This window comes from Corallococcus sp. AB018 (genome assembly GCF_003986945.1).
Classification (GTDB): Bacteria; Myxococcota; Myxococcia; order Myxococcales; family Myxococcaceae; genus Corallococcus; species Corallococcus exiguus.
In genome coordinates this window covers 1-20,537 of the sequence record NZ_RAWR01000110.1, presented here as the reverse complement: position 1 = coordinate 20,537, position 20,537 = coordinate 1, and the positions used below count along the sequence as shown (strand labels likewise).

The window sequence follows — 20,537 nt, the reverse complement described above, 5'->3', positions numbered from 1 at the left end:
GTGGCCATGCGTTTGCGCGCGTGCATCGCAATTCTGCTGTTCATTTCGGGCTGTGCCGCGACGGAGCCCATCACGAAGGAGCCCGCGGCCCGCGGCCGACGGAGTGCCAACCTCCAGCGAGCGGCGGCGCTGCCCTGGAGGGACGGTGGGCGGTGCGTCGTTCGCGAAGCGTCCCAGCCTTGGCCCGTGCTGGTGGAGCGGTGCTATCCGGCGCTCGACCAGGGCCGGGTCGAGTTCCACGACACCACGGGAAGATGCACGGTCGCCTCCGCTGACGCCGCGACCCTGGGACTCGGGGTCTGTGTGCTGGCGGCTCCTGAGATTGCCGTGGGAGCCGTGATCGTCCTGGGCGTGGTGGTGGTCGGCGTCGCCATCAAGGAGGAGTTTGATGCGTATGAGCTACGCCACCTCTATCCCGAGGAAGCAGGGGCCTCACGAGGAACGAGGGTCGCGTCCCGAGATGCTGTAGCGAAGCCGGAGCCCAAGTTGGAACCGGAGCCAGCTGGCCAAGGCAGACAGCCCCCGGTGCCACCTGTGCCCGTGGACCGGACGCGGCGCGCCAGCTGCGAGCCGGTTCCAGTGCCGCGCGCATCCAAGGATGGGCCACACAACGAGTGCGCCGACAGGTTCCCACCGAACCGTTATCCCGGAATGGACGTGAGCGTGGGCGGGGTGCGCTTCGATGCGCTACAAGTCGGCGCGTGGGTGCTCTGGGAAATCAAGACCCACCAGTTTGATTCATACAACATCTTCATTCAGGTTCAAGAGATTGAAGATGAACTCAAACAACTAACGAAGGAGCGCGACATTGCACTGGCCTGTGGATATGAATTCTTCGTTGGCGTGAGCACTGAAGCGCACAAGCTCGCACTGCTCAAGCAGGACTCCACCTTCAAGGTCGTTGTCACGGGGTGCGAAAGATGACCGCTCAAGGCCCCCTCCTTCTCAACATCTATGCGCCTGCGCTTGTGGGCGACGACAACCGCACGCTCGCGGCAGTCCACGGCCTGGAACGCGCGTTGCCCGGATTGCGCATGGACTGGAGAGTGACGGAGAAGCGACAGCTTGCTGTCGTGCCACAGCGCGATGCGTGGTTGGCCCAGGAGGCAGCGCGTGGCGAGTTCCCTTTTATATGTAACGGTGACGAGCGTTATCCCGTGATGGTTTCCGGGCACAATCGATCCGTATCTGCAAGCCCTCGCGGCGAGCCGCAATTCCAGCTCCATGCGAAGCTGCCCCTGGACGCGGCCGTCCTCTCGGCAGCGGCGAATGTGCTTGAAGCCTTGGCGGAGAGTGCAAACGCATTCTGGGGACAAGCAACGCCAGACGAAGCTGCGGTGGACATCGCGTATCAGACAGCCCCCACGCTGGAAGGACCACCGTCTCCACGCCGGGGGTTGCCCGCCCTGAAGCTCTTCGAGCACATTCGCTCGCCCGAGATTCCCTATTACCTCGGGTGGCTGAACTACTGGTCGGACGCTTCCGCGCGGGCCATCGGGTTCCCGGATCCTGCTCGCGACACCGAATGGCTCTCACGGGCGCGGCGCACGGCGACAGGCGGGTGGATCGTGCAACTCACCGAAGCGCCCCTCGACCTGGACGACCCCGCCCATCTCGAAGCGCTCAAACGGGCCTACGAGCGCTTCCCCGAAATCGGCGGGCGCGGGGTGCCGTGAACTGCGTGGAGCGCGCCCGGTTCATCCGACCCGGGCGCGGCAGGGATTGCCGTGTCCACCGGACGCGACTCCACTCCAACGCGCAGGCTGCCATACTCCAGACCGGGCCATTCCCTGCCCCACAGTTCCTTGCCTTCGAGAAAAGGCCGTTGCCATGCGTTTGCGCGCGTGCATCTCAATCCTGCTCTTCATTTCGGCCTGCGCTGCGACAGAGCCCATCACGAAAGAACCCGCAGCCCGCGGCCGACGGAGTGCCAACCTCCAGCGAGCGGCGGCGCTGCCCTGGAGGGACGGTGGGCGGTGCGTCGTTCGCGAAGCGTCCCAGCCGTGGCCCGCGCTGGTGGAGCGGTGCTATCTGGCGCTCGACCATGACCGGGTCCAGTTCCACGACACCACGGGAAGATGCACGGTCGCCTCCGCTGACGCCGCGACCGTCGGACTCGGATTCTGCATTCTTGCGGCTCCTGAGATCGCCGTGGGAGCCGTCATCGTCTTAGGCGTGGTGGTGGTCGCCGTCGCCCTCAAGGAGGAACTGGATGCGTATGAACTCCGCCACCTCTATCCCGAGGAAGCAGGGGCTTCGCGAGGACCCAAAGCGGCGCCTCGGGAAGCCGTAGCGAAGCGGAAGCCCGAGTTGGAGCCGGAGCCTGCGGGGAAGGACTGGCAGCCCCCGGTGCCACCCGTGCCCGTGGACCGGACACGCCGCGCGAGTTGCGAGCCCGTTCCAGTGCCTCACGCAGGCGAGGACGACGCGCACAACGAATGTGCCGACAAATTCCCGCCCAACCGATACCCCGGCAATGACGTACTCGTGAACGGCAAGCGCTTTGATGCGCTGCAAGTCGGCGCGCGTGTGCTGTGGGAGATCAAGACATATCAATTCGATACGTACAGTGACTACCTGCGGGAACGGGTGATCGAACAGCAGGTGGAAGAGTTCCAGGAGGATCGGAAAATCGCGGAGGCATGTGGATATAGCTTCGTCGTTGGGGTGAGCAGTGCCGCCCACAAAGAAGCACTGCTCCGACTGGATTCCAGCCTCCAGATCGCCGTCACGGGATGCAAACGATGACCACACGAAAACGCCTCGAACTGAACGTCTACGCGCCTGCGCTCGTGAGGGATGACGGCCGGACGCTCGCTGTCGTCCGTGGTGTGGAGCTGGCACTACCCGGCTTGCGCTTGGAGTGGGAAATAGACAAAGAAGGACGTCCCATTGAGTTACCGCAACGAGAAGCCTGGCTCGCTGAGGCAGCAACACGCGGAAAACTCCCGTTGCTATGCAATGGCGACGAGAGCTACCCCGTGACCATTTCCGGGCTGCGGCGATTCGCCAGCGCGAGCGCTGGCGGTCAACCACAGTTCCAGGTCCATGCGAAGCTCCCACTGGATGCGCCCATCGTCACGGCAGCAGCGGACGTGCTTGAAGCTGTGTCCAAGGGCGTACGCGCATACTGGGGACAGGCAACGCCGGACGGCGCTGCGCTGGACATCGCTTATCAGATCGCCCCCACGCTGGAAGGACCACCATCCCCGCGCCGGGGATTGCCCGCCCTGAAGCTCTTCGAGCACATCCGCTCGCCCGAGATTCCCTATTACCTCGGGTGGCTGAACTACTGGTCGGACGCTTCCGCGCGGGCCATCGGGTTCCCGGATCCTGCTCGCGACACCGAATGGCTCTCACGGGCGCGGCGCACGGCGACGGGCGGGTGGATCGTGCAGCTCACCGAAGCGCCCCTCGACCTGGACGACCCCGCCCATCTGGCAGCGCTCAAGCGGGCCTACGAGCGCTTCCCCGAAATCGGCGGGCGCGGGGTGCCGTGAACTGCGTGATGAGTGTCGGACGCCGCACGCCGCATCGGCCGCCACTCCAGGTGCATCGCCCCATGGCGGGATGAACCCTTCCTCGAGGAGGCACCACCATGGCCGACCCGGCGATCACCACACAGTGCTGCATCGCGGGCGGAGGGCCGGCGGGAATGATGCTGGGGCTGCTGCTGGCCCGGGCCGGCGTGGAGGTGACGGTGCTGGAGAAGCATGCGGACTTCCTCCGCGACTTCCGGGGCGACACGATCCACCCGTCCACGCTGGAGCTGATGCACGAGCTGGGCTGGCTGGACGAACTGCTCGCCATTCCCCACTCGAAGCTCCTGGACCTGCGCTTCCAGGTCGGCGAACACGAGGTCACCGTGGGGGACTTCCGCCACCTCCCCACGCACGCGCGCTATCTGGCCTTCATGCCGCAGTGGGACCTGCTCGACTTCATCGCGCGCAAGGCCGCCATTTACCCAACCTTCCAGCTCCTCCGCCGCACGGAGGTAACGGACCTCGTGCGCGACCATGGCCAGGTTGTCGGAGTCCGCGCACGGACGCCGGAAGGCCCGCTGGAGGTGCGCGCGTCGCTGGTGGTGGCGGCGGACGGCCGGAAGTCCACGCTGCGTCAGCAGTCCGGCCTGGAGGTCCAGAACCTGGGCGCCCCCATGGACGTGCTCTGGTTCCGCGTGTCGCGCAGGCCCGACGATCCCAGCCTACCCCTGGGCCACTTCGAGCGCGGAGCGCTCTTCCTGCTCATCAACCGGGGCGACCAGTGGCAGTGCGGCCGGGTCATCCCCAAGGGCGGCATCGAGTCCGTCCAGGCGCGCGGCCTGGAGTCCTTCCGGGCCGAACTCGTGAAGCAGGCGCCGTTCCTCGCCGACCGCGCCGGTGAAATCCGAAGCTGGGACGACGTGAAGCTGCTGACCGTGCGGGTGGATCGGCTGCGCACCTGGTACCAGCCCGGCCTGCTGTGCATTGGCGACGCGGCGCACGCGATGTCGCCCGTGGGCGGCGTGGGCATCAACCTGGCGGTGCAGGATGCCGTGGCCACCGCCAACCTGCTCGCGGGCCCCCTGCTCGCCCGCCGTGTCACGACCGAGGACCTGCGCCGCGTCCAGCAGCGCCGCGAGTTCCCCACCCGTCTCACCCAGCGGGCGCAGGTGCTCATCCAGAACCGCGTGGTGGACCCGGCGCTCCGGAAGCGCGCCTTCAGCAACGGTCGGCTGCCCCTGAGCCTCCAGCTGGTGAAGCGCATCCCCGCGCTGCGCCGCATCCCCGCGCGCCTGATAGGCCTGGGCGTCCGCCCCGAGCACATCCACACGCCGGCCGCTTCACCCCTTCACTGAGGACCGCCGGAGCGCTGGTTCCCCCGTCCCGGCTCCAGGCACGGTTGTCTCGGCGCATCCCACCCCAAAGCTTCGCGGGAAGTGCCTGACGCCCGTGCATCACCCTCCTGCGCGTCAGGCCAGGAGGAACCATGACGAGCTCACGAACGACAGCCCTGCGGGAAGTCCGCTCCCAGGCCACCGAGGAACTCCGCTCGGGCCAATGGAAGCTGACCGCCGCGGTGGTGGTCGCGGGGACGATGATGTCCGTGGGGATGAAACGCCGCTCGCTCGGGGGCACGGTGGTGGCCCTGGCCGGCGGCGCCGTGCTCTATGGGGGCCTGCAATCCCAGCGGCGTGCTCTCGCCTCGGTCGCTCGGAAGGCCCGCCGCGCATTGACAGGCAAGGAAGCGCGGCATGGACAGCTCATCGAAGTGGAGCACACGCTCACGGTGGGACGTCCGGTGGAGGAGCTCTACCGCCTGTGGCGTGAACCCTCCACGCTGAGCCGCCTGATGGAGCACTTCGCGGAGGTCACGCCCACGGCCGGTGACGGCCGGCACTTCCGGATCCACGGGCCGCTGGGACGCGAGGTGAGCTGGGACTCGCGCCTCGTGGAGGAACGCGCGCCGGAGTTCCACAGCTGGGAGTCCACGGAAGACAGCCCCGTGAAGACGCGCGGGTGGGTGCGCTTCCGGCCCGCTCCGAACGGGGGCACGGAGGTGACGTTGCACCAGGCCTTCTCGCCTCCGGGCGGAGCACTGGGCGAGGCGCTGGCGAAGCGGATGCGCGGCGTCCCCACCATGCAGGTGAGGAAGGTGCTGCGCAGCTTCAAGAGCCTGGCGGAGACCGGGGAGATTCCCACGGAGGACGCGCCGAAGGGCTACGGGTTCTTCAAGCAGAAGGTGGATGGCTACGTGCGGAACGTGTTCACTTCTTGAGCCGTGGGCGTCCTGCCCCTCCCACAACTCAACACCCGAGCGAGGGGCGGATCCGTCCGTCATCGCCGGACAGCGAGGAGGCCCCTAGAGGAAGGGCATGACCGTCTTCCTCCGAGCCTCCTTCTGCGTGGGCGCCGCGCTGTTCCTGACGAACTGCGCGCACCGCTCCACCCCCGACACCTCCACGAAGGCGGAAGCGCTGCCCGCGCCCGACCCCAGCTTCAAGGTGGAGCGGTACAGCACGGTCGTCGGCTGGCCGGAAGGCAAGCGCCCCACGGCCCCGGAAGGCTTCGAGGTGACGCGCTACGCGGACGGCCTGCGCAACCCGCGCTGGACCTACGTGCTGCCCAACGGCGACGTGCTGGTGGCCGAGGCCAGCTCCGAGTTCAAGAGCGAGCAGGACAAGGAGGAGTCCATCGAGTCCGGCAAGGTGCGCTCGCAGAACCTGGGCCACAGCGCCAACCGCATCACGCTGCTGCGCGACGCGGACCACGACGGCACGCCCGAGGTCCGCGAGGTGTTCCTGGAAGGCGTGAAGCAGCCGCTGGGAATGCTGCTGCTGGGCGACCGCTTCTACGTGGCCGGCACGGACGCCGTCTGGCGCTACCCATACACGGCCGGTGAGACGTCGCTGAAGGCCCCCGGTGAGAAGCTCCTGGAGCTGCCGGCGGGCGGCTACAACAACCACTGGACGCGCAACCTGCTGGCGAACGCGGACGGTTCGAAGCTCTACGTGTCCGTGGGCTCCGCGAGCAACGTGGCCGAGTACGGCCTGAAGGAGGAGGAGCGCCGCGCCAACATCCTGGAGATCAACCCGGACGGCACCGGCGAGCGCATCTACGCGAGCGGCCTGCGCAACCCCGTGGGCATGGGCTGGGCCCCGGGCACGCGCACGCTGTGGACGGCGGTGAACGAGCGCGACGACCTGGGCGAGGACCTGGTGCCGGACTACCTCACGCACGTGGAGGACGGCGGGTTCTACGGCTGGCCCTACGCGTACTTCGGAGCGAACGAAGACCCACGCATGGCGGGACAGCGGCCGGACCTGGTGGCGAAGACGCTGGTGCCGGACGTGCAACTGGGCTCCCACACCGCGTCGCTGGGCCTGGCGTTCTACGAGGCCCAGGCGTTCCCGGAGAAGTACCGGGGTGGCGCGTTCATCGGGCAGCACGGCTCGTGGAACCGCGCGGAGCTGTCTGGCTACAAGGTCGTGTTCGTGCCGTTCAAGGACGGGAAGCCCTCCGGTCCGCCGGAGGACTTCCTCACGGGATTCATCGCCGACGCGGCCCAGGCCCGCGTGCACGGCCGGCCGGTGGGTGTCACGGTGCTGCCGGACGGCGCGTTGCTGGTCGCGGATGACGCCAGCAACACGCTGTGGAAGGTGACCGCGAAGCGCTGAAGGGCAATGCCTAGCAGCCCATGCAGACCGGCCGGATGTTCTGCCAGTTGCCGCAGCCGTTGTCACCGCAGCACGTCTGGTAGAGCGTACCGCTCCGGCCGTAGGAGCCCTGCGGCCAGGAGCCGTCGCCGCCCACCTCTCGACACGCGGCGCAGGTCGAAGACCAGATGACCTGATCCGCCACATACTCGCCGATGGCACAGCTGGGCGTCTTGCCAATGCCCTGCTCCACCTGCGCCGCCTCACCGGCGGACGGCGACGCATCCTGCTCCGCTGCCGGGCCACAGGCGGAGAGGAGGCCCACGGAGAAGGTCGCCAAAACCAAATCACGGATCATGTTTCGCATGCAGGAGACTCCAGGTGACGGAGGCAGATATGCCTCGCGTCCCCGCAGTCCGGCAGAAAGCGATATCCTGCGCAACCGACACATTTGACTTTGACCCCGCTGTTCCTTTCCTGCCCCGGTGCTCGCAATGGCTCTCTTTCGTCCGCTGACGGTGTTCCCTTTCCTGACGCTGTGGAGTCTGTGTCTCGCCCTGGTCACGACGGCCGGTGCCTGCCGCTCCGAGAGCAAGGCGGAAGCTCCGCCCGCGCCCGTGGTGGCCGCCGCGCCGGAGCCGCCCACGGAGCTGCATGGCGTGGGCGGCGTCGAAGGCGAGGATGCCGCGTATGACCGCTCCCGGCAGCCCGCACGGTTCGTGGCCGCCCTGGGGCTCGCTCCGGGACAGCGGGTCGCGGACGTCGGGGCGGGGCTGGGGTACTTCACGCAGCGGCTCGCGGAGGCGGTGGGCCCCACGGGCCAGGTGGTCGCCACCGACATCAACGACGAAGCCATCCAGCGGCTCCGTGCGCGGGTGCTCGGACGCAAGAACATCGAGGTGCGGAAGGTGGCCCCGGAGGCGCCGGGGCTCGAAGCGGGCGCGTACGACCTGATCCTCCTCTCGGAGGTGGATCACTTCTTCGGGGACCGGGTGGACTACCTCACCCGGCTGCGTCCCGCGCTCACACCCCAGGGCCGCATCGCGGTGACGCACCTGAGGGCCATGCGCCCTCCGCTCGTCGCCGCCGCGCAGGCCACGGGCTACGTCATCGTCTCCGAGTACGACGACCTGCCGGCCCACTACCTGCTCTTCCTGCAGCCCGCCGTGAGCCCCTGACGCGGCCCCCAACCGTCCAGAACCCAGGCCTTCGCGCTCGCGAGCGTCCACTCCCCGGCACTCCCCGGGCCCCTGTCCGCCAACAGGACCGCCACACGCCAATGCGCGCCCTACCCTTCCGCCGCGCGAACTCAAACGGACGCGGCACGGTGCCGCGCATGGGGAGACAGAACGCCATGGGTATCAGCAAGGGCAGTGCGCAGTGGAACGGCGGGTTCAAGGACGGCAAGGGCTCGATGAAGCCCGGTCACGCCGCGGAGGTCCTCTTCTCGGTCGGCACCCGCTTCGAGGGACAGCAGGGCAGCAACCCGGAGGAGCTCATCGGCGCGGCGCTCTCCGGGTGCTTCTCCATGGCCCTGTCGGTGGGGCTGGAGAAAGCTGGCCTGAAGCCCACGCGCATCCAGACGAACGCGGACGTGCACCTGGACAAACAGGGCGACGGCTTCGCCATCACCACCATCGACCTCGTCACCGAGGCCACCATCCCCGGCGCCAACGACGCCCAGTTCCAGAAGATCGCCGAGGAGACCAAGAAGGGCTGCCCTGTCTCCAAGGCGCTCGGGGGCGTGAACATCACTCTGAAGGCGAAGCTCGCGACCTGACGGACCCTGGCCGGCCTTCAGCCGCCGGCGCACGCGTCGCGGCAGTCCTGCCGGCACGCGACGACCTCGGGCGTGTTGCCGACGCAGGTCGCGTAGCACTGGCTCAGGCACGGCGTGAGCTCATGCTCCGCCGCGCCGGGCGCCTCCCCGGCCGGGTCCTGCGCCTCGAACGGAGGGTCCTCCGCCGGAGGGGCATCCGCGGGGCCACAGGCCGCCAGGAGCCCTCCCGCCGCGGCCAGCAGCGCCAGCACCCATTTCCGTCGCATGCGCCACCCCATCCGCGGGAAGGTGAAGGCCCTATTCTAGCCGCGAAGGCGGGTGGAAGAATCCGGGCCCGTGGCCGATTCGTCCTCCAGGAGGTCTTCCGAGCAGGTGGGTGAGACGGACGATGTCACGGACGCGGTTCGGCGCGCGACGAGGGGGGAGTCGTCCGCCTTCAGCGAGCTATACCGTCGCACCCGCCCCTTGGTGGCCCGGCTGGTCGCGGGTTTCGGCACATTGGATCCCGACGAGGCGGAGGACGTCCTACAGGAGTCCTACGTGCGGGCGTTCCGGGGGTTGCCCCAGCTGAAGTCAGCGGGGGCCTTCACCCCGTGGTTGTTGACCATCGCGCGCAACCGGGCGCGCACGCGGCTGGAGCGCCGCAACCTGCTCCAGCGGATGGAGGACGAACTGGCGGACCCGACACCGGAGACGGTGCCGGCCCTGCCGCCCACGCTCCAGGTGGAGAGGGACATCGAGGTGGTGCGGCGGCTCATCGCGGAGCTGCCCGAAGGCGAGGAGAAGAAGACCGTGCAGCTCTTCTACATCGAGGGTCAGCTCTCCGCGCGGGAGATCGCCGAACAGCTCGGCGTGGGCAAGAGCACGGTCACCATGCGGCTGGAGCGGTTTCGCGGGCGCATCAAGCGCGAGCTCCTCCAGCGGGTGCTCGCCGGACGGTGGGAATGAAGCGATGAGACATCTGGATGCCACCGCGATGGCCGAGCTCGCCGGGCGCGACCCCGCCGCCGTCGCCTGGTTCCGTGAGCACCTGGCCTCGCCCTGCGAGGTCTGTGAGACGTTCCTCGCCACACACGCGGATCCGCTCGACGGGCAAGCGGACGCGCTGCTCCTCGCGCTCGCACCCGAGAGGAAGACCGAAGCGGAAGTCGTCCCACTGCGGACACCGGCCCGCGCCCGCCGCTTCGCCCCGCCGCCAGGCCGGTACCTGGGATGGATGGCCGGCGCGATCGCGGCCTCCGTGCTGATGGTGGTGCTGGTGCCGCGGGTGAAGGGGCCCACGAAAGAGGCCACCGAGTGGACCGGTGTGAAGGGCCCGGGCCGCATCTCCCTGGAGCTGGCCGTGGTCGCGCGGAGTACCGACGGAGGCCTGCGCCGGCTGGACTCAGGCGCGGACGTCACCAGCGACGAGGTGCTGCTCCTGCGCTACCACGCCACGGAGTCCGGCACCGCGCTGCTCTACCAGCAGCGGGAGCAGCAGGCGCCAGAGCTGCTTGGCCGCTTCCCCCTGGCGGCGGGAACGCACGACCTGGAGGGGCCTGATGGCCTCGCGGGCGTGAGCCTCGATTCGGACGAGGGCCGGCTGGCGCTGGCGCTGGTGGCCTTCGCTCCCGGTGAGCCCGCAACGGAGCAGGACGCACTCGCCGCGCTCGCCGCGGACGGAAGCCCGGATGCACGCCCGGGAACCGTGGTGAGGTTCGACGTGCGGGTCCAATCCGGTCAGACTCAGGCCCCGTGAGGCGCCTGTTCTCCCTGCTGCTCGTCCTCCTCTGCGCCTGCGCGGGCCCGTCCGCCACGGCCGGAGACAAGGGCGGGCTCGTGCCGCTGCGGCTCGACGCCGCGGACCTGTCGCGCGCGTACACGCCCCGGCGGCTCGCGCTGCTCGTGGGCGTGTCGTCCTTCGATGATCCGCAGTGGCGCGCCCTGCGATTCTCCTCCAAGGACGCCAGCGACCTGGCGGCGGCGCTGAAGGATCCCGCGCGAGGCCACTTCGACCAGGTGCGCGTCCTCACGCGCCCGGAGGAGACGACCCGCGACGCCATCCTCGCGGCGTTGCGCCAGCTGCGGCGTGAAGCCACCCGGCCCGACGACGTGGTGATGGTGTACCTGTCCGCGCACGGCACGCTCGCGCGCGACGGTCGTGGCGAGCTCACGCGATACCTCGTCACACGAGACGCGTCCTACCGAGCCATCCCGCAGACGGCGCTCTCCATGGACGCGCTGAAGGCGGAGTTCGAACAGCTGCCCAGCCGGCGGCGGCTGTTGGTGCTGGCCACCTGCCACAGCGGCAGCGGCAAGTCGCTGCTGCCCCACGAGTTGGAGGTGGAGCTCGCGGGCATCAAGTCCGGCTTCTACGCGCGCCCCCTGGAGGAGTCGTCCCGGGCCTCGATGGTGTTCGCCGCCAGCGACTGGGGCGAGACAGCGCGCGAGGACGAAGGCCTGCGCAACGACATCTACACGTACTTCCTCATCGAGGGCCTGGGCGGAGCGGCGGACCGCAACGCGGACGGCGCCGTCACCGCCACGGAGGCGCACGACTATTCGCGCCGCCGCACCTTCGCCTTCACGGAGGGCCGCCAGCGGCCGTCCGCCGAGATCATGGAGGTGGGCGCGGATCCGGTCATCCTCGCCGGCCGCATCGACCGCACGGGCCAGCCGGAGCTCTTCTCCTACAACCCACGCCTGGACGGCTTCCTGCTCAAGGTGGACGGCGAGCCGCGCCTGGAACTGCCAGGAGGCGCCGCGGTGGGCCCGGGCCGGCGCACGGTGGAGCTCACCAAGGGAGACGCCGTGCTCGTGCGGCGCGAAGTGGACGTGGCCCGGGGCGAGCGCCTGCCGCTGGAGCGACTGCTGTCGGACGCCATCCCGCGCCGCGCGTTGTCGCTCGTGGGCGGGATGATGTCCTTCGCGGACGGCAGGAGCCGGCGCGAGCTGTTGCCCGCCGCGCCCCAGGTGGGCGTGGTGCTGCGGCTGGAGGACCTGCCGCTCCAGAACCTGGGCCTGATGGTGGACATGGGGCTGGGACGCGGGCGCGAGAAGCTCCAGGTGGCGCCCGGCAGCGAAGTACCCTTCGGCTACACCACGCTCACGCTGGGCGCGGCGGTGCCATACCTGTGGCGCTGGGAGCGATTGACGCTGTTCGCGGGTCCACGTGTGGCCGCGCTGTACCTGGGCAGGTCTTTCGACGTGGAGGCCTATTCGGGAGGCCAGCGCTACTTCACCGTCAGCCCCGGTGTGGTGGGCGGACTGGCGTGGCGCCTGGGGGAGCGATTGGAGCTCACCGCCCAGGGCCACGGGATGGTGACGTACGTGGTGGTGGACGGACAGGGACAGGCCGTGGGCTTCATCGGCGGAAACGCCGGCGTGGGATACCGCTTCTGATGCGCCTCCAATCCTTGTTCCTGACGCTGTCGTCGCTCGGCCTCCTGGGCGCGTGCGGAAGCCTGGACAACGAGCCCTTCCGCGCGGGCACCGTGCGAGGCCGGCTCACGGAGTTCGACCCCGCCGTCGCGCTGGTGTCCGTGGTGGGCGCGCCCGGCGTGCGCAGCGGAGTGGACACGCAAGGCCGCTTCACGCTGGAGGACGTGCCCGCGGGCCCGGCGGAGCTCTTCGTCGTGGCCACCGAGGAACTGGCCGCGCGAGTGCCGCTCACCGTGCAGGGAGGCCAGTCCGTGGACATTGCGGACGTCTCGCCGCGCACCGCCGGCACCTTCTTCGTGAAGTTCCATGTCCGGGGCAACCGGAAGCTGACGGACGCGAAGGCCATCGTGGACGGCACGCCCATCGAAGCCTCCGGGCTCGACGACAAGGCACCCCACCGTCTGGGGCCGCTGCCAGAAGGTTGTTACGGCGTGAGCGCCTCCGCGCCCGGCTTCGCCTCCACGTCCGTCCAGGACTGCGTGGACGAGGGCAAGCAGACGGTGCTGAACGTGGAACTCATCCCCGAGGGCTCCTCGGGCGAGGAGCGTTGCGCATTCGCGGGCTGTGCCGATGACAGCCATGCCGCGATGGATGGCCGCGACGTCGAAAACTCCGACGAAAGCCATTGAGCGACATCGCCAGGCCGCGGCGGCGTCCGCTGTGAATCAAGCTTTCCGCAAAGCCACACATATCCAGACCGTGCGTCGCCTCGCACTTCGCCGCCCGTCTGGAGTTGTGGCCACCCCGCGATTCTCCGGGTCTTTCTGACAACGAGGCACTCCGCTCCCCGAGCGGCCCCCCACCGCCTCGTTTCACAGGAGGATGACCATGCGTATCCCGACCGCTCGCTCTTCCGCGGCATGGATGGTGTTGTGCGCGACGATGCTGTCCCTGGGCTGCGGAGGCCCCACGGAGGCGGAGGATCCGTCGCTCGTCTCGGGCGATGACAACCTGGGCGGCGCCGCCGGAGAAGCGCCCGCCGCGGACGGCGGCACCGCGCCGGGAGGCAACACGGGTATCACCATCTGCCACATTCCGCCCGGCAACCCCGCCAACGCGCACAGCATCACGGTGGGCGTGCCCGCGGTGGCCGCGCACCTGCGCCATGGCGACACGGTGGGCGCCTGCGACGACGAACCGCCCACGGACGGTGGCACCAGCGAGCCCGACGCGGGCACGACGGACGGCGGCTCGGGTGGCGGCATCGACGCCGGTCCCCAGTGCATCCCCGAAGGCGGCGAGTGCTCCACCGAGGGCGACGAGACCTGCTGCAATTCGCTGTCGTGCCAGGAAGGCGGATGCTGGCCCGTCATCGGCTGAGCAAGCGCCGTGGCCGGTCCGGACGCGGGAGGGTCTCCTCCCGCATTCATCCCTGACTCCAACAAAGGCTTACAAATGAAGACCCTGCGACACCTGACCTCCACCCTGCTGATGACCACGGGGCTCCTGTTCCTCGCTGCCTGCGGCGACAGCGGCAAGGCCCACGTCACCCTGAAGCTGACCGACGCCCCGGGCGACGGCATCGAGAAGGCCGTGGTGACCATCTCGAAGGTCTACTTGAAGGGCAGCGTGGAAGGAGAAGACGGCAAGGGAGACGTGGTGCTCCTGAGCGAGCCCGTCACCACCGACCTGCTCACGCTGGCCAATGACACCGCGGACCTGGTGAAGGACGCGGAGGTGCCGGCGGGCACGTACAAGGAGCTGCGCTTCGTCATCACCGGCGGCTACATCCAGGTGAAGCAGGACGGCGCCAGCCGCATCTTCGCCACCTCCGCCGACTACGAGGGCCTGCCCGACGGGGCTCAGGTGGACGGCGACCTGCACATGCCGAGCGCCAGCAGCTCCGGCCTCAAGGTGAAGTTCGACAAGGACGCGGACGTCACCATCACCAGCGATGACGACCAGAAGGTCATCCTGGTGGACTTCGACGTGGCGCAGAGCTTTGGCAAGGAGGCCGGCGGCTCCGGCAAGTGGGTCATGCGGCCCATCATCAAGGGCGCGGACATGGAGTTCTCCGGCAACGTGGAGGTGACGCTGGAGGCGGGCAGCGTGTCCCTGCCCCTGGGCCCCACGCAGCTGGCCAGCTTCTCCGCGGTGCTCATCAACGCCGACGGCAGCCGCGAGACGCTGTCCTTCAGCGCCAGCACGGCCACCCGCTACGTGGCGGACTTCAAGTACCTGCTGCCCGGCACCTACCAGGTGGACCTGGTGGCGCCCGCGGGCGTGTCCTTCACCACGGACATCACGCGCCCGGCGACCGCGACGGTCAGCTCGGGCGCGGAGTCCGATGTGCACTTCGTCCTGACGTCCTTCGACGTCGAGTAGTCACTTCGGGGTTCAGGCCGCCTTCTCGCCCTGCGCCTGGGCGGCCTGGACCTCGAGGGCGATTTCAATCTTCTCGCCCACCAGCACGCCGCCTGCCTCCAGGGCCTGGTTCCACGTCAGGCCGAAGTCGCTGCGGTTGATGGTCGTCTTCGCCTCGAACGCGGCCTTGGTGTTGCCCCACGGGTCCTTGGCGATGCCCAGCTGCTCGGCCTCCAGGACGACCTCGCGGCTGATGCCGCGGATGGAGAGCTGACCCGTCACCTTCAGGTGCTTGCCGGAGGGCTCCACCTTCGTGCTCTGGAAGGTGATGGCCGGGAACTTCTCCACGTCGAAGAAGTCCGGCGAGCGCAGGTGGTTGTCGCGCTGGTCAACGCCAGTGCTGATGCTCGCCGACTCGATGGAGACGGAGACCGCCGAGGCCGCCGGGTTCGCGTCATCCAGGGTGAGGGTGCCGCCGAACTTCGTGAAGCTGCCGCGAACCTTCGCGACGACCATGTGGCGGACGCTGAAGTGGATGCCCGTGTGCGTGGTGTCGATGTTCCAGGAGGTGGTGGCCATGGTCGTCTTCCTTGTCGTGTGCGCCGCGGCAGCGGCGGTGTGTTTCAACGAGGCGTAAGGTAGCGGCCCCCCACGTTCCCGATTAGACGGGACGGACAGGATGCACTGTTCCACGGCTGGAACAGTCCTGCGCCTGCACGAGGAAGGGCCATGGACCTCAACGAACTCCTCATCTTCGCCCGGGTGGTCCAGGCGGGCAGCTTCACGGCGGCGGCGAAGGCGCTGCGCATGCCCAAGTCCACCGTGAGCCGCAAGGTGTCCGAGCTGGAGGAGCGAGTAGGCGCGCAGCTGCTCCAGCGCACCACGCGCACGCTGCACCTGACGGAGGTGGGCCGCGCGTACTACGCGCACTGCGAGCGCATCGTCGCGGAAGCGGAGGCAGCGGAGCTGGCGGTGACGCGCCTGCAAGCGGGGCCGTACGGCCTGCTGCGCGTGACCACGCCCCTGTCCGTCCACTTCCTCGCGCCACTGGTAGCGCGCTTCATGGAGAAGTACCCGGACGTGCAGGTGGAGCTGCTCTGCACGGACCGGGCGGTGGACCTGTTGGAGGAGGGCTTCGACCTGGCGGTGCGCGCCGGTCGGCTGCCGGACTCGTCGTTGATGGCACGGCGGCTGGGGGACATCGAGTGGCTCGTGGTGGCTTCGCCCGGCTATCTCCAGGCGCGGGGCGCACCGAAGGCGCCAGCGGACCTGGCGAAGCACGACTGCCTCTTCTTCGGCAAGTCAGTGCAGGGAAACGTCTGGACGCTGCACGCGGGCGGGCGCTCCGTCGAAGTGAAGGTCTCCGGGCGGCTGGTGGTGAACGAGCCGGACATGCTGCGCGCGGTGACGTCATTGGGCGCCGGGGTGGCGCTCATCCCGGGCCAGCAATGCATCGAAGACCTGGCGTCCGGGCGGCTCCAGCGCGTGCTGCCAGACTGGAGCTCCACGGGCGCGCCGGTGCACGCCGTCTACCCGCCCACGCGCCACCACGTGCCCAAGGTGATGGCCTTCGTGGAGGTGCTGCGCGAGCACTGGCCCCACAACCAGGAAGCCTTCAAGCGGGCGAAGCGCTGAGACAGTGCCGGCGTTTCGTTCCGCGGATGGAACGATGTGTCCCGAGGTTCGTGTCTGGCCAGGTGGCGTTCGGAAGCGCATGTTGTGTCTCGAAAGGAAGCACACACACCATGATGAACGTTCGCCCCTCCGAAGCACGCGGTCACGCCAACCACGGCTGGCTGGATTCGCATCACACCTTCTCTTTCGCGAGCTACTTCGACCCCGAGAACATGGGCTTCCGCTCCCTGCGCGTCATCAACGAGGACCGCGTGCAGTCTGGCGAGGGCTTCGACACGCACCCGCACCGGGACATGGAGATCATCACCTACCCGCTGAGCGGTGCCATCGCGCACCGTGACAGCACGGGAGGCCAGGGGCTCCTGCGCGCCGGTGAAGTGCAGCGCATGACGGCCGGAACGGGCGTGATGCACAGCGAGATGAACGGCTCCAACGAGGACGTCCACTTCCTGCAGATCTGGATCATCCCGGAGAAGAAGGGCCTGAAGCCGGAGTATGAGCAGAAGTTCTTCCCGGAGAAGGACCGGCAGGGACGCTGGCGCGTGGTGGTCAGCCCGGACGCCCGGGACGGCAGCCTCACGGTGCACCAGGACGTGGTGCTCAACAGCACGCTGCTGAGCCCGGGAGAGAAGGCGGAGTACACGCTGCCCAAGGGGCGCCACGCCTGGGTGCAGATCGCCAGGGGCACGGGCACGCTCAACGGCGTGGCCCTGAAGGCCGGTGACGGAGTCGCCGTGTCCGACGAGTCGAGCCTCGTACTCACCGCCTCCGAGCCGCTGGAGGCCCTGCTGTTCGACCTGGCCTGATGCGCCGGCCACGAAGAAGGCCCCCGGATCCACGAGTGGACCCGGGGGCCTTGTCGTTTCTACGGCGTGAACGAAGTGGAGTTGGGAACGGGAGGGATGCCCCTCAATCGTGTGACGATAGACAACCGGCTCGGCCATGAATCCGTCCGAAAGTCGGTTCCAGGGAACTCCCTGGGTTCAAGCCTCAGCCGCCCCATCGGATGCGGTAGGAGCAGGCGTGGCCATCGAAGTCGAAGGGCTCGACGCGCAGGTTCTTGGCGCCGGCCTTGGCCAGCCCCGCTTCGATGAGACCGCGCAGGTAGCCCGGGTTCCCGTTGCACTCGTTGACGCGGATGATGTGGTGCCCGGGGCCCTGGGTGAGCAGCTCCGACCGCATGTAGTTGTTGACGGTGGAGAAGCTCTCCTGGATGCGCACCACGACGCGCTCCGGCCCGAAGATGGGCCACATGGACACGAGCGACTTGCCGAGCACTGTCTGCTCCATCCCCTGGATGATGCCGATGCCCAGGCGCCGGTAGCCCTCGCCCGCGTCGAGCTGCGGAAACAGGTGATCGACGGTGACGCGAATGGCCTCCGCGAAGGTCTTCCGAGGGGTGTGGTGCGGAGACTGAGCGTCCAGGTCCAGGCCCACGTCCTTCAGCTTCGTCCGAAGCTCCGCAGTGAGCCGGTCACCAATGGAGCGGAACACCCCCTCCACCGTGTGGCGATAGACGATCTCTTCTTCCACGAAACACCCCGGCCCGGCCCGGCGGTCCCATTCCGCCGTATCGCAAAGCAGCGTACCCCATCCCCCCGACGAATCCGAAGCCCCCTGGGGCTACGACCTGGGTCTGAGACGTCCCACCGATGTTTCAAGGCTTGCCACGTTGTTTCAGAATGCATGTATTGCGTGATTTATTTGACTCGACTGGGTCCGGGAGACCTCGGCGGGCCCATCCGAGGAGGCGTGGAACTCTATGCCTGAGGCACGCACACCTCACGCCTTCTTGAGCCATGGAGTAAGGGCCGAGTCGCCCGCTGCCTGGCCCGCCTGCGTCTACCCTTGGGGCTGGATCGGCTTCAACAGCCCCGCCCGGTTCAGCTGGTCTTGCACCTGCTCGGCGAGCGCGATGTGCTCCGCGTTGCTTACCGTGAAGCGCTCAGGACACATGACGATGAGCGTCCCCTTGTCCTCGATCAATTCAATATGCACCGGAGAGGGCAGCGGGGGCACTGTACCCAAACGACGAGACAGGTACGTGACCCAGCCCACGAACGTGCCCGGCACCGCGAACTCCGACACCCTGTCTCGATGTGCCGTAGACGTGGCGATACCCCATTCGGGGTCCCAAGCCAAAGCCGCTGCGCGAAGCGCCTGTGAAAGGACGGGAGCGGTCAGGACACGCTCTCTGGCTTCACCTCCTGTCGGAAGTTCCATCACGCAAAGATCCCCCAAGAGATCCGAGGTGGAGCCGCATGCGAGCCTGACGCCAGTACTTGCACCATCGGGCTCTCCATTCCATGCAGAGAAAGAAACCCCGACCTCATCATGCCGGTACTTCGTCTTGAAGAGTTTGAGAAGCGACTCCTCACCCGGCACAAGCGGGTGTCTGAGTGCATCGGCACGAGACCCGGCTTTCTCGAACCATCGGTTGAACGTAGGTTCGGCAGGCGCCAGGAGGCGGAAGAAGACCTCGGCACGTCGAGCGTATGACTCGGCTGGCTCAACCCGACCCGGCCAGTACGCCCCCAGGTAATATTTCTCGTTCATCTGACCTGTTGCCTATGGAGACGGCGGGGTGAATACGACCTTGATGGAGCCAAGCCCTTCATTCCTGAACAGGTCCCTCACGGCATCAGCAACTTCACGCTCCGCGAAATGCCAATGGATCGGCGTGCCCTTGGCCGCCTTGAATTGTCTCTTTGCTTGCTCAAGCATTCCGTCAGCGCCTCGGAACCAAGTTCTGAAGCTCCCATCCTTGAGGAACCTGGCATAGCCCGGCCCCTTTGTTTCAAGGAGCACCCCCATCTTGAAGCCGTCGAATTTTACCTCTTGGACCTTGTAGACCCTCCCTGTCGGCGCCTCGGTGACCTGGGCCTGGTACTTGCGAGATGCCTCGCTCATGCTTTCGCTGGCGTTCTCCCACTTCCCCGGGCCTTGATCCCCTGGGGGCGAGGGTTGACCCGAAGCCGCGCCGGTCCGCTGAAGGATGATGGCCGCCCCGGGCCCCCCACTCAACACCGACGCCGCGCGCCCCACCGGCACCGTGACGTGCTCGACCGCCAGCGCGCCCTCCACTGACAGAGAGAGCACCGGCACCGTGGCTTCCACGCCGGCAGCCATTCCCGTCAACGTCCGCGCCGTGGCCGAGGCCGCGCCCCAGGTCGAGATGAAGCTCGTCGCCAGCCGCGCCACCTCGCGGATCTGCTCGCCCTGCGTCATGTACCGGAAGCGCTCCCAGTACGCGGGCGACGATGCGATGAGAGCCGCCACACCAGCCGGCAGATTGCTCAGCGCCGCGAGGCTGTCCATGGGGCGGGAGAGAACCTGCCCCAGTGCGTGGTACAGCTCCACGAAGGCATCCTGTGCCCCGTCCAGCGAGCGACCGATGACATCCGCGTCGCTGTACACCTCGGCCAGGGGCCGCCAGTCCGAAGCCTGGAGCTGGGCATCGACTTGCCGGAAGACACCGCCCTTGCCGCTGTAGAAGCGCCCCAGTTCGAAGCCGTGCGCGCGAAACGCGCCGTCCCGCCATTCGACGGTCGCCACCCTCTGCTGCGTGTTTCCATTGAGGGCCCACGCGAGGTAGCCATCCGGCCGGAGGACGGCCACCTGCTCCCGGGAAAAGCGCTCCACCCGGCGCAGCAGCTCCTCCCGCGAAACCTCGCCGCCCTCCAGCACCTCCCGCAGCAGGAAGCCCACCGCCATGCGGGGCGGGAAGTTGCCCAGCGTCACGGGTTTCTGCATCAACTGTCCCAGCAGCCGCGCGGCCTGTGTGGGTGTCAGCACCCCAACGGTAAGGGGCCGCGCGTCCTGGGCCTCCAGGCCTGCGTCCACGAGGAGCTTCTCCCAGGCGTCTTCCCTCGTGTCCCGGTGAGCGGGGCTGCCGCCCACGGCCCCTGCCCTTCCTCGCAAGCCCTCGCCCGCCATTTCCTCCCGGACATTCCGGTGGCGCGCCATCCGCTCTCGCGCCCCGGAAGTCGCGACGGAGGTTCGCGACGAGTCCCGAATGGGAGGCACCTCCTCGCGCTGCGACTGCACCCACTCTGGCGCGGGGGCTGGGCGCTCCGTGTAGCTCAGGCTCATGCCGCGACGAGGCGTGGGCGACACCGAGACGCAACCTATCGCCAGCACGGCGAGGGCCAGCAGCAGGACGTCAGCGCGCATTGTCCACCCCCATGCCCACGGAGGCGAAGGCCCCCGGCCGCAGCGTGCCGTCCTTCTCCGGGAACAGCAGTGTGCCCCCCGTCCCCGTCG

At 68.2% G+C, this 20,537-nt stretch carries 23 protein-coding genes; 17 read left to right on the top strand and 6 right to left on the bottom strand.

What is annotated here, in order from left to right; translation table 11 throughout:
- Positions 1 to 6: 6 nt before the first annotated feature.
- The 7 genes from D7Y11_RS23210 to D7Y11_RS23180 all read left to right on the top strand — a co-directional run bounded on the left by D7Y11_RS23210 (position 7) and on the right by D7Y11_RS23180 (position 7,156).
- A complete protein-coding gene (locus D7Y11_RS23210) occupies positions 7 to 924 on the top strand; it encodes a DUF6310 domain-containing protein (protein ID WP_120580067.1) in 918 nt (305 codons plus the stop codon).
- Complete coding sequence (locus D7Y11_RS23205; RefSeq protein WP_126934815.1) at positions 921 to 1,676, top strand: DUF5953 family protein; 756 nt, start codon at positions 921 to 923, stop codon at positions 1,674 to 1,676. Before D7Y11_RS23210 ends, D7Y11_RS23205 begins: the two co-directional genes overlap by 4 nt.
- 154 nt (positions 1,677 to 1,830) lie before the next feature.
- Positions 1,831 to 2,748: a DUF6310 domain-containing protein gene (locus D7Y11_RS23200; protein ID WP_126934814.1), complete on the top strand. Its 918-nt coding sequence runs from the start codon at positions 1,831 to 1,833 to the stop codon at positions 2,746 to 2,748.
- Positions 2,745 to 3,500 (top strand): DUF5953 family protein, encoded by a 756-nt coding sequence (locus D7Y11_RS23195; protein WP_126934819.1) that lies wholly within the window; start codon positions 2,745 to 2,747, stop codon positions 3,498 to 3,500. The genes D7Y11_RS23200 and D7Y11_RS23195 overlap by 4 nt, the downstream gene beginning before the upstream one ends.
- Before the next feature lie 98 nt (positions 3,501 to 3,598).
- Positions 3,599 to 4,837, top strand: coding sequence for an FAD-dependent oxidoreductase (locus D7Y11_RS23190; protein WP_126934813.1), 1,239 nt, complete (start codon positions 3,599 to 3,601; stop codon positions 4,835 to 4,837).
- Between the two features lie 131 nt (positions 4,838 to 4,968).
- Positions 4,969 to 5,757 (top strand): SRPBCC family protein, encoded by a 789-nt coding sequence (locus D7Y11_RS23185; RefSeq protein ID WP_126934812.1) that lies wholly within the window; start codon positions 4,969 to 4,971, stop codon positions 5,755 to 5,757.
- A 97-nt stretch (positions 5,758 to 5,854) separates the two neighbouring features.
- The gene (locus D7Y11_RS23180; RefSeq protein WP_126934811.1) at positions 5,855 to 7,156 is read left to right on the top strand and encodes a sorbosone dehydrogenase family protein; all 1,302 of its coding nucleotides are present in this window, start codon (positions 5,855 to 5,857) and stop codon (positions 7,154 to 7,156) included.
- 10 nt (positions 7,157 to 7,166) lie between these two features.
- Here D7Y11_RS23180 and D7Y11_RS23175 read toward each other — a convergent pair whose 3' ends face one another.
- Entirely contained in the window at positions 7,167 to 7,502 is a 336-nt protein-coding gene (locus D7Y11_RS23175; RefSeq protein WP_126934810.1) for a hypothetical protein, read from the bottom strand.
- Positions 7,503 to 7,629: 127 nt separating this feature from the next.
- Between D7Y11_RS23175 and D7Y11_RS23170 the strand changes: the two genes are divergently transcribed.
- Both D7Y11_RS23170 and D7Y11_RS23165 read left to right on the top strand, forming a co-directional pair.
- A complete protein-coding gene (locus tag D7Y11_RS23170; RefSeq protein WP_120577092.1) occupies positions 7,630 to 8,313 on the top strand; it encodes a class I SAM-dependent methyltransferase in 684 nt (227 codons plus the stop codon).
- 176 nt (positions 8,314 to 8,489) lie between these two features.
- Positions 8,490 to 8,915: an OsmC family peroxiredoxin gene (locus D7Y11_RS23165; RefSeq protein WP_014397999.1), complete on the top strand. Its 426-nt coding sequence runs from the start codon at positions 8,490 to 8,492 to the stop codon at positions 8,913 to 8,915.
- Positions 8,916 to 8,932: 17 nt separating this feature from the next.
- Here the strand turns inward: D7Y11_RS23165 and D7Y11_RS23160 are convergent, their stop codons facing one another.
- Positions 8,933 to 9,181, bottom strand: coding sequence for a hypothetical protein (locus D7Y11_RS23160; RefSeq protein ID WP_120577090.1), 249 nt, complete (start codon positions 9,179 to 9,181; stop codon positions 8,933 to 8,935).
- Positions 9,182 to 9,287: 106 nt separating this feature from the next.
- On the opposite strand from D7Y11_RS23160, the gene D7Y11_RS23155 reads away from it, so the two are divergent.
- The 6 genes from D7Y11_RS23155 to D7Y11_RS23130 all read left to right on the top strand — a co-directional run bounded on the left by D7Y11_RS23155 (position 9,288) and on the right by D7Y11_RS23130 (position 14,660).
- Positions 9,288 to 9,863, top strand: a complete 576-nt coding sequence (locus tag D7Y11_RS23155) for an RNA polymerase sigma factor (protein WP_120577089.1) — start codon at positions 9,288 to 9,290, stop codon at positions 9,861 to 9,863.
- Positions 9,864 to 9,867: 4 nt separating this feature from the next.
- Positions 9,868 to 10,653 (top strand): hypothetical protein, encoded by a 786-nt coding sequence (locus D7Y11_RS23150; RefSeq protein ID WP_120577088.1) that lies wholly within the window; start codon positions 9,868 to 9,870, stop codon positions 10,651 to 10,653.
- Positions 10,650 to 12,296, top strand: coding sequence for a caspase family protein (locus D7Y11_RS23145; RefSeq protein WP_126934809.1), 1,647 nt, complete (start codon positions 10,650 to 10,652; stop codon positions 12,294 to 12,296). The genes D7Y11_RS23150 and D7Y11_RS23145 overlap by 4 nt, the downstream gene beginning before the upstream one ends.
- Positions 12,296 to 12,964 (top strand): hypothetical protein, encoded by a 669-nt coding sequence (locus tag D7Y11_RS23140; RefSeq protein ID WP_126934808.1) that lies wholly within the window; start codon positions 12,296 to 12,298, stop codon positions 12,962 to 12,964. The genes D7Y11_RS23145 and D7Y11_RS23140 overlap by 1 nt, the downstream gene beginning before the upstream one ends.
- A 199-nt stretch (positions 12,965 to 13,163) precedes the next feature.
- Complete coding sequence (locus tag D7Y11_RS23135; protein WP_121751662.1) at positions 13,164 to 13,655, top strand: hypothetical protein; 492 nt, start codon at positions 13,164 to 13,166, stop codon at positions 13,653 to 13,655.
- A 75-nt stretch (positions 13,656 to 13,730) separates the two neighbouring features.
- Positions 13,731 to 14,660 carry a DUF4382 domain-containing protein gene (locus D7Y11_RS23130; protein WP_126934807.1) on the top strand — a complete coding sequence of 310 codons (930 nt, stop codon included), beginning with the start codon at positions 13,731 to 13,733 and terminating at the stop codon, positions 14,658 to 14,660.
- Between the two features lie 12 nt (positions 14,661 to 14,672).
- On the opposite strand, the gene D7Y11_RS23125 is transcribed toward D7Y11_RS23130, so the two are convergent.
- On the bottom strand, positions 14,673 to 15,218 hold the full coding sequence (locus tag D7Y11_RS23125; protein WP_126934806.1) for a YceI family protein: 546 nt from the start codon (positions 15,216 to 15,218) through the stop codon (positions 14,673 to 14,675).
- A 150-nt stretch (positions 15,219 to 15,368) separates the two neighbouring features.
- Here D7Y11_RS23125 and D7Y11_RS23120 point away from each other — a divergent pair, with 150 nt between their 5' ends.
- Positions 15,369 to 16,274 carry a LysR family transcriptional regulator gene (locus D7Y11_RS23120; RefSeq protein ID WP_121751618.1) on the top strand — a complete coding sequence of 302 codons (906 nt, stop codon included), beginning with the start codon at positions 15,369 to 15,371 and terminating at the stop codon, positions 16,272 to 16,274.
- A gap of 110 nt (positions 16,275 to 16,384) precedes the next feature.
- The gene (locus tag D7Y11_RS23115) at positions 16,385 to 17,080 is read left to right on the top strand and encodes a pirin family protein (RefSeq protein WP_126934805.1); all 696 of its coding nucleotides are present in this window, start codon (positions 16,385 to 16,387) and stop codon (positions 17,078 to 17,080) included.
- A gap of 184 nt (positions 17,081 to 17,264) precedes the next feature.
- Here the strand turns inward: D7Y11_RS23115 and D7Y11_RS23110 are convergent, their stop codons facing one another.
- The 3 genes from D7Y11_RS23110 to D7Y11_RS23100 form a co-directional block, all read right to left on the bottom strand.
- The gene (locus D7Y11_RS23110; protein ID WP_126934804.1) at positions 17,265 to 17,807 is read right to left on the bottom strand and encodes a DUF2378 family protein; all 543 of its coding nucleotides are present in this window, start codon (positions 17,805 to 17,807) and stop codon (positions 17,265 to 17,267) included.
- A gap of 309 nt (positions 17,808 to 18,116) precedes the next feature.
- Entirely contained in the window at positions 18,117 to 18,830 is a 714-nt protein-coding gene (locus D7Y11_RS23105; protein WP_126934803.1) for an immunity 52 family protein, read from the bottom strand.
- A 12-nt stretch (positions 18,831 to 18,842) separates the two neighbouring features.
- On the bottom strand, positions 18,843 to 20,015 hold the full coding sequence (locus D7Y11_RS23100; RefSeq protein WP_233607368.1) for a Tox-REase-5 domain-containing protein: 1,173 nt from the start codon (positions 20,013 to 20,015) through the stop codon (positions 18,843 to 18,845).
- Positions 20,016 to 20,537 lie beyond the last annotated feature (522 nt).

Bases quoted from the DNA above. Each gene is read 5' to 3' on its own strand.
- D7Y11_RS23195 (WP_126934819.1), top strand. From the start codon at position 2,745: ATGACCACACGAAAACGCCTCGAACTGAACGTCTACGCGCCTGCGCTC.
- D7Y11_RS23190 (WP_126934813.1), top strand. From the start codon at position 3,599: ATGGCCGACCCGGCGATCACCACACAGTGCTGCATCGCGGGCGGAGGG.
- D7Y11_RS23115 (WP_126934805.1), top strand. From the start codon at position 16,385: ATGATGAACGTTCGCCCCTCCGAAGCACGCGGTCACGCCAACCACGGC.
- D7Y11_RS23165 (WP_014397999.1), top strand. From the start codon at position 8,490: ATGGGTATCAGCAAGGGCAGTGCGCAGTGGAACGGCGGGTTCAAGGAC.
- D7Y11_RS23120 (WP_121751618.1), top strand. From the start codon at position 15,369: ATGGACCTCAACGAACTCCTCATCTTCGCCCGGGTGGTCCAGGCGGGC.
- D7Y11_RS23180 (WP_126934811.1), top strand. From the start codon at position 5,855: ATGACCGTCTTCCTCCGAGCCTCCTTCTGCGTGGGCGCCGCGCTGTTC.
- D7Y11_RS23160 (WP_120577090.1), bottom strand. From the start codon at position 9,181: ATGCGACGGAAATGGGTGCTGGCGCTGCTGGCCGCGGCGGGAGGGCTC.
- D7Y11_RS23125 (WP_126934806.1), bottom strand. From the start codon at position 15,218: ATGGCCACCACCTCCTGGAACATCGACACCACGCACACGGGCATCCAC.
- D7Y11_RS23135 (WP_121751662.1), top strand. From the start codon at position 13,164: ATGCGTATCCCGACCGCTCGCTCTTCCGCGGCATGGATGGTGTTGTGC.
- D7Y11_RS23105 (WP_126934803.1), bottom strand. From the start codon at position 18,830: ATGAACGAGAAATATTACCTGGGGGCGTACTGGCCGGGTCGGGTTGAG.
- D7Y11_RS23150 (WP_120577088.1), top strand. From the start codon at position 9,868: ATGAGACATCTGGATGCCACCGCGATGGCCGAGCTCGCCGGGCGCGAC.
- D7Y11_RS23130 (WP_126934807.1), top strand. From the start codon at position 13,731: ATGAAGACCCTGCGACACCTGACCTCCACCCTGCTGATGACCACGGGG.
- D7Y11_RS23175 (WP_126934810.1), bottom strand. From the start codon at position 7,502: ATGCGAAACATGATCCGTGATTTGGTTTTGGCGACCTTCTCCGTGGGC.
- D7Y11_RS23200 (WP_126934814.1), top strand. From the start codon at position 1,831: ATGCGTTTGCGCGCGTGCATCTCAATCCTGCTCTTCATTTCGGCCTGC.
- D7Y11_RS23210 (WP_120580067.1), top strand. From the start codon at position 7: ATGCGTTTGCGCGCGTGCATCGCAATTCTGCTGTTCATTTCGGGCTGT.
- D7Y11_RS23140 (WP_126934808.1), top strand. From the start codon at position 12,296: ATGCGCCTCCAATCCTTGTTCCTGACGCTGTCGTCGCTCGGCCTCCTG.
- D7Y11_RS23185 (WP_126934812.1), top strand. From the start codon at position 4,969: ATGACGAGCTCACGAACGACAGCCCTGCGGGAAGTCCGCTCCCAGGCC.
- D7Y11_RS23205 (WP_126934815.1), top strand. From the start codon at position 921: ATGACCGCTCAAGGCCCCCTCCTTCTCAACATCTATGCGCCTGCGCTT.
- D7Y11_RS23170 (WP_120577092.1), top strand. From the start codon at position 7,630: ATGGCTCTCTTTCGTCCGCTGACGGTGTTCCCTTTCCTGACGCTGTGG.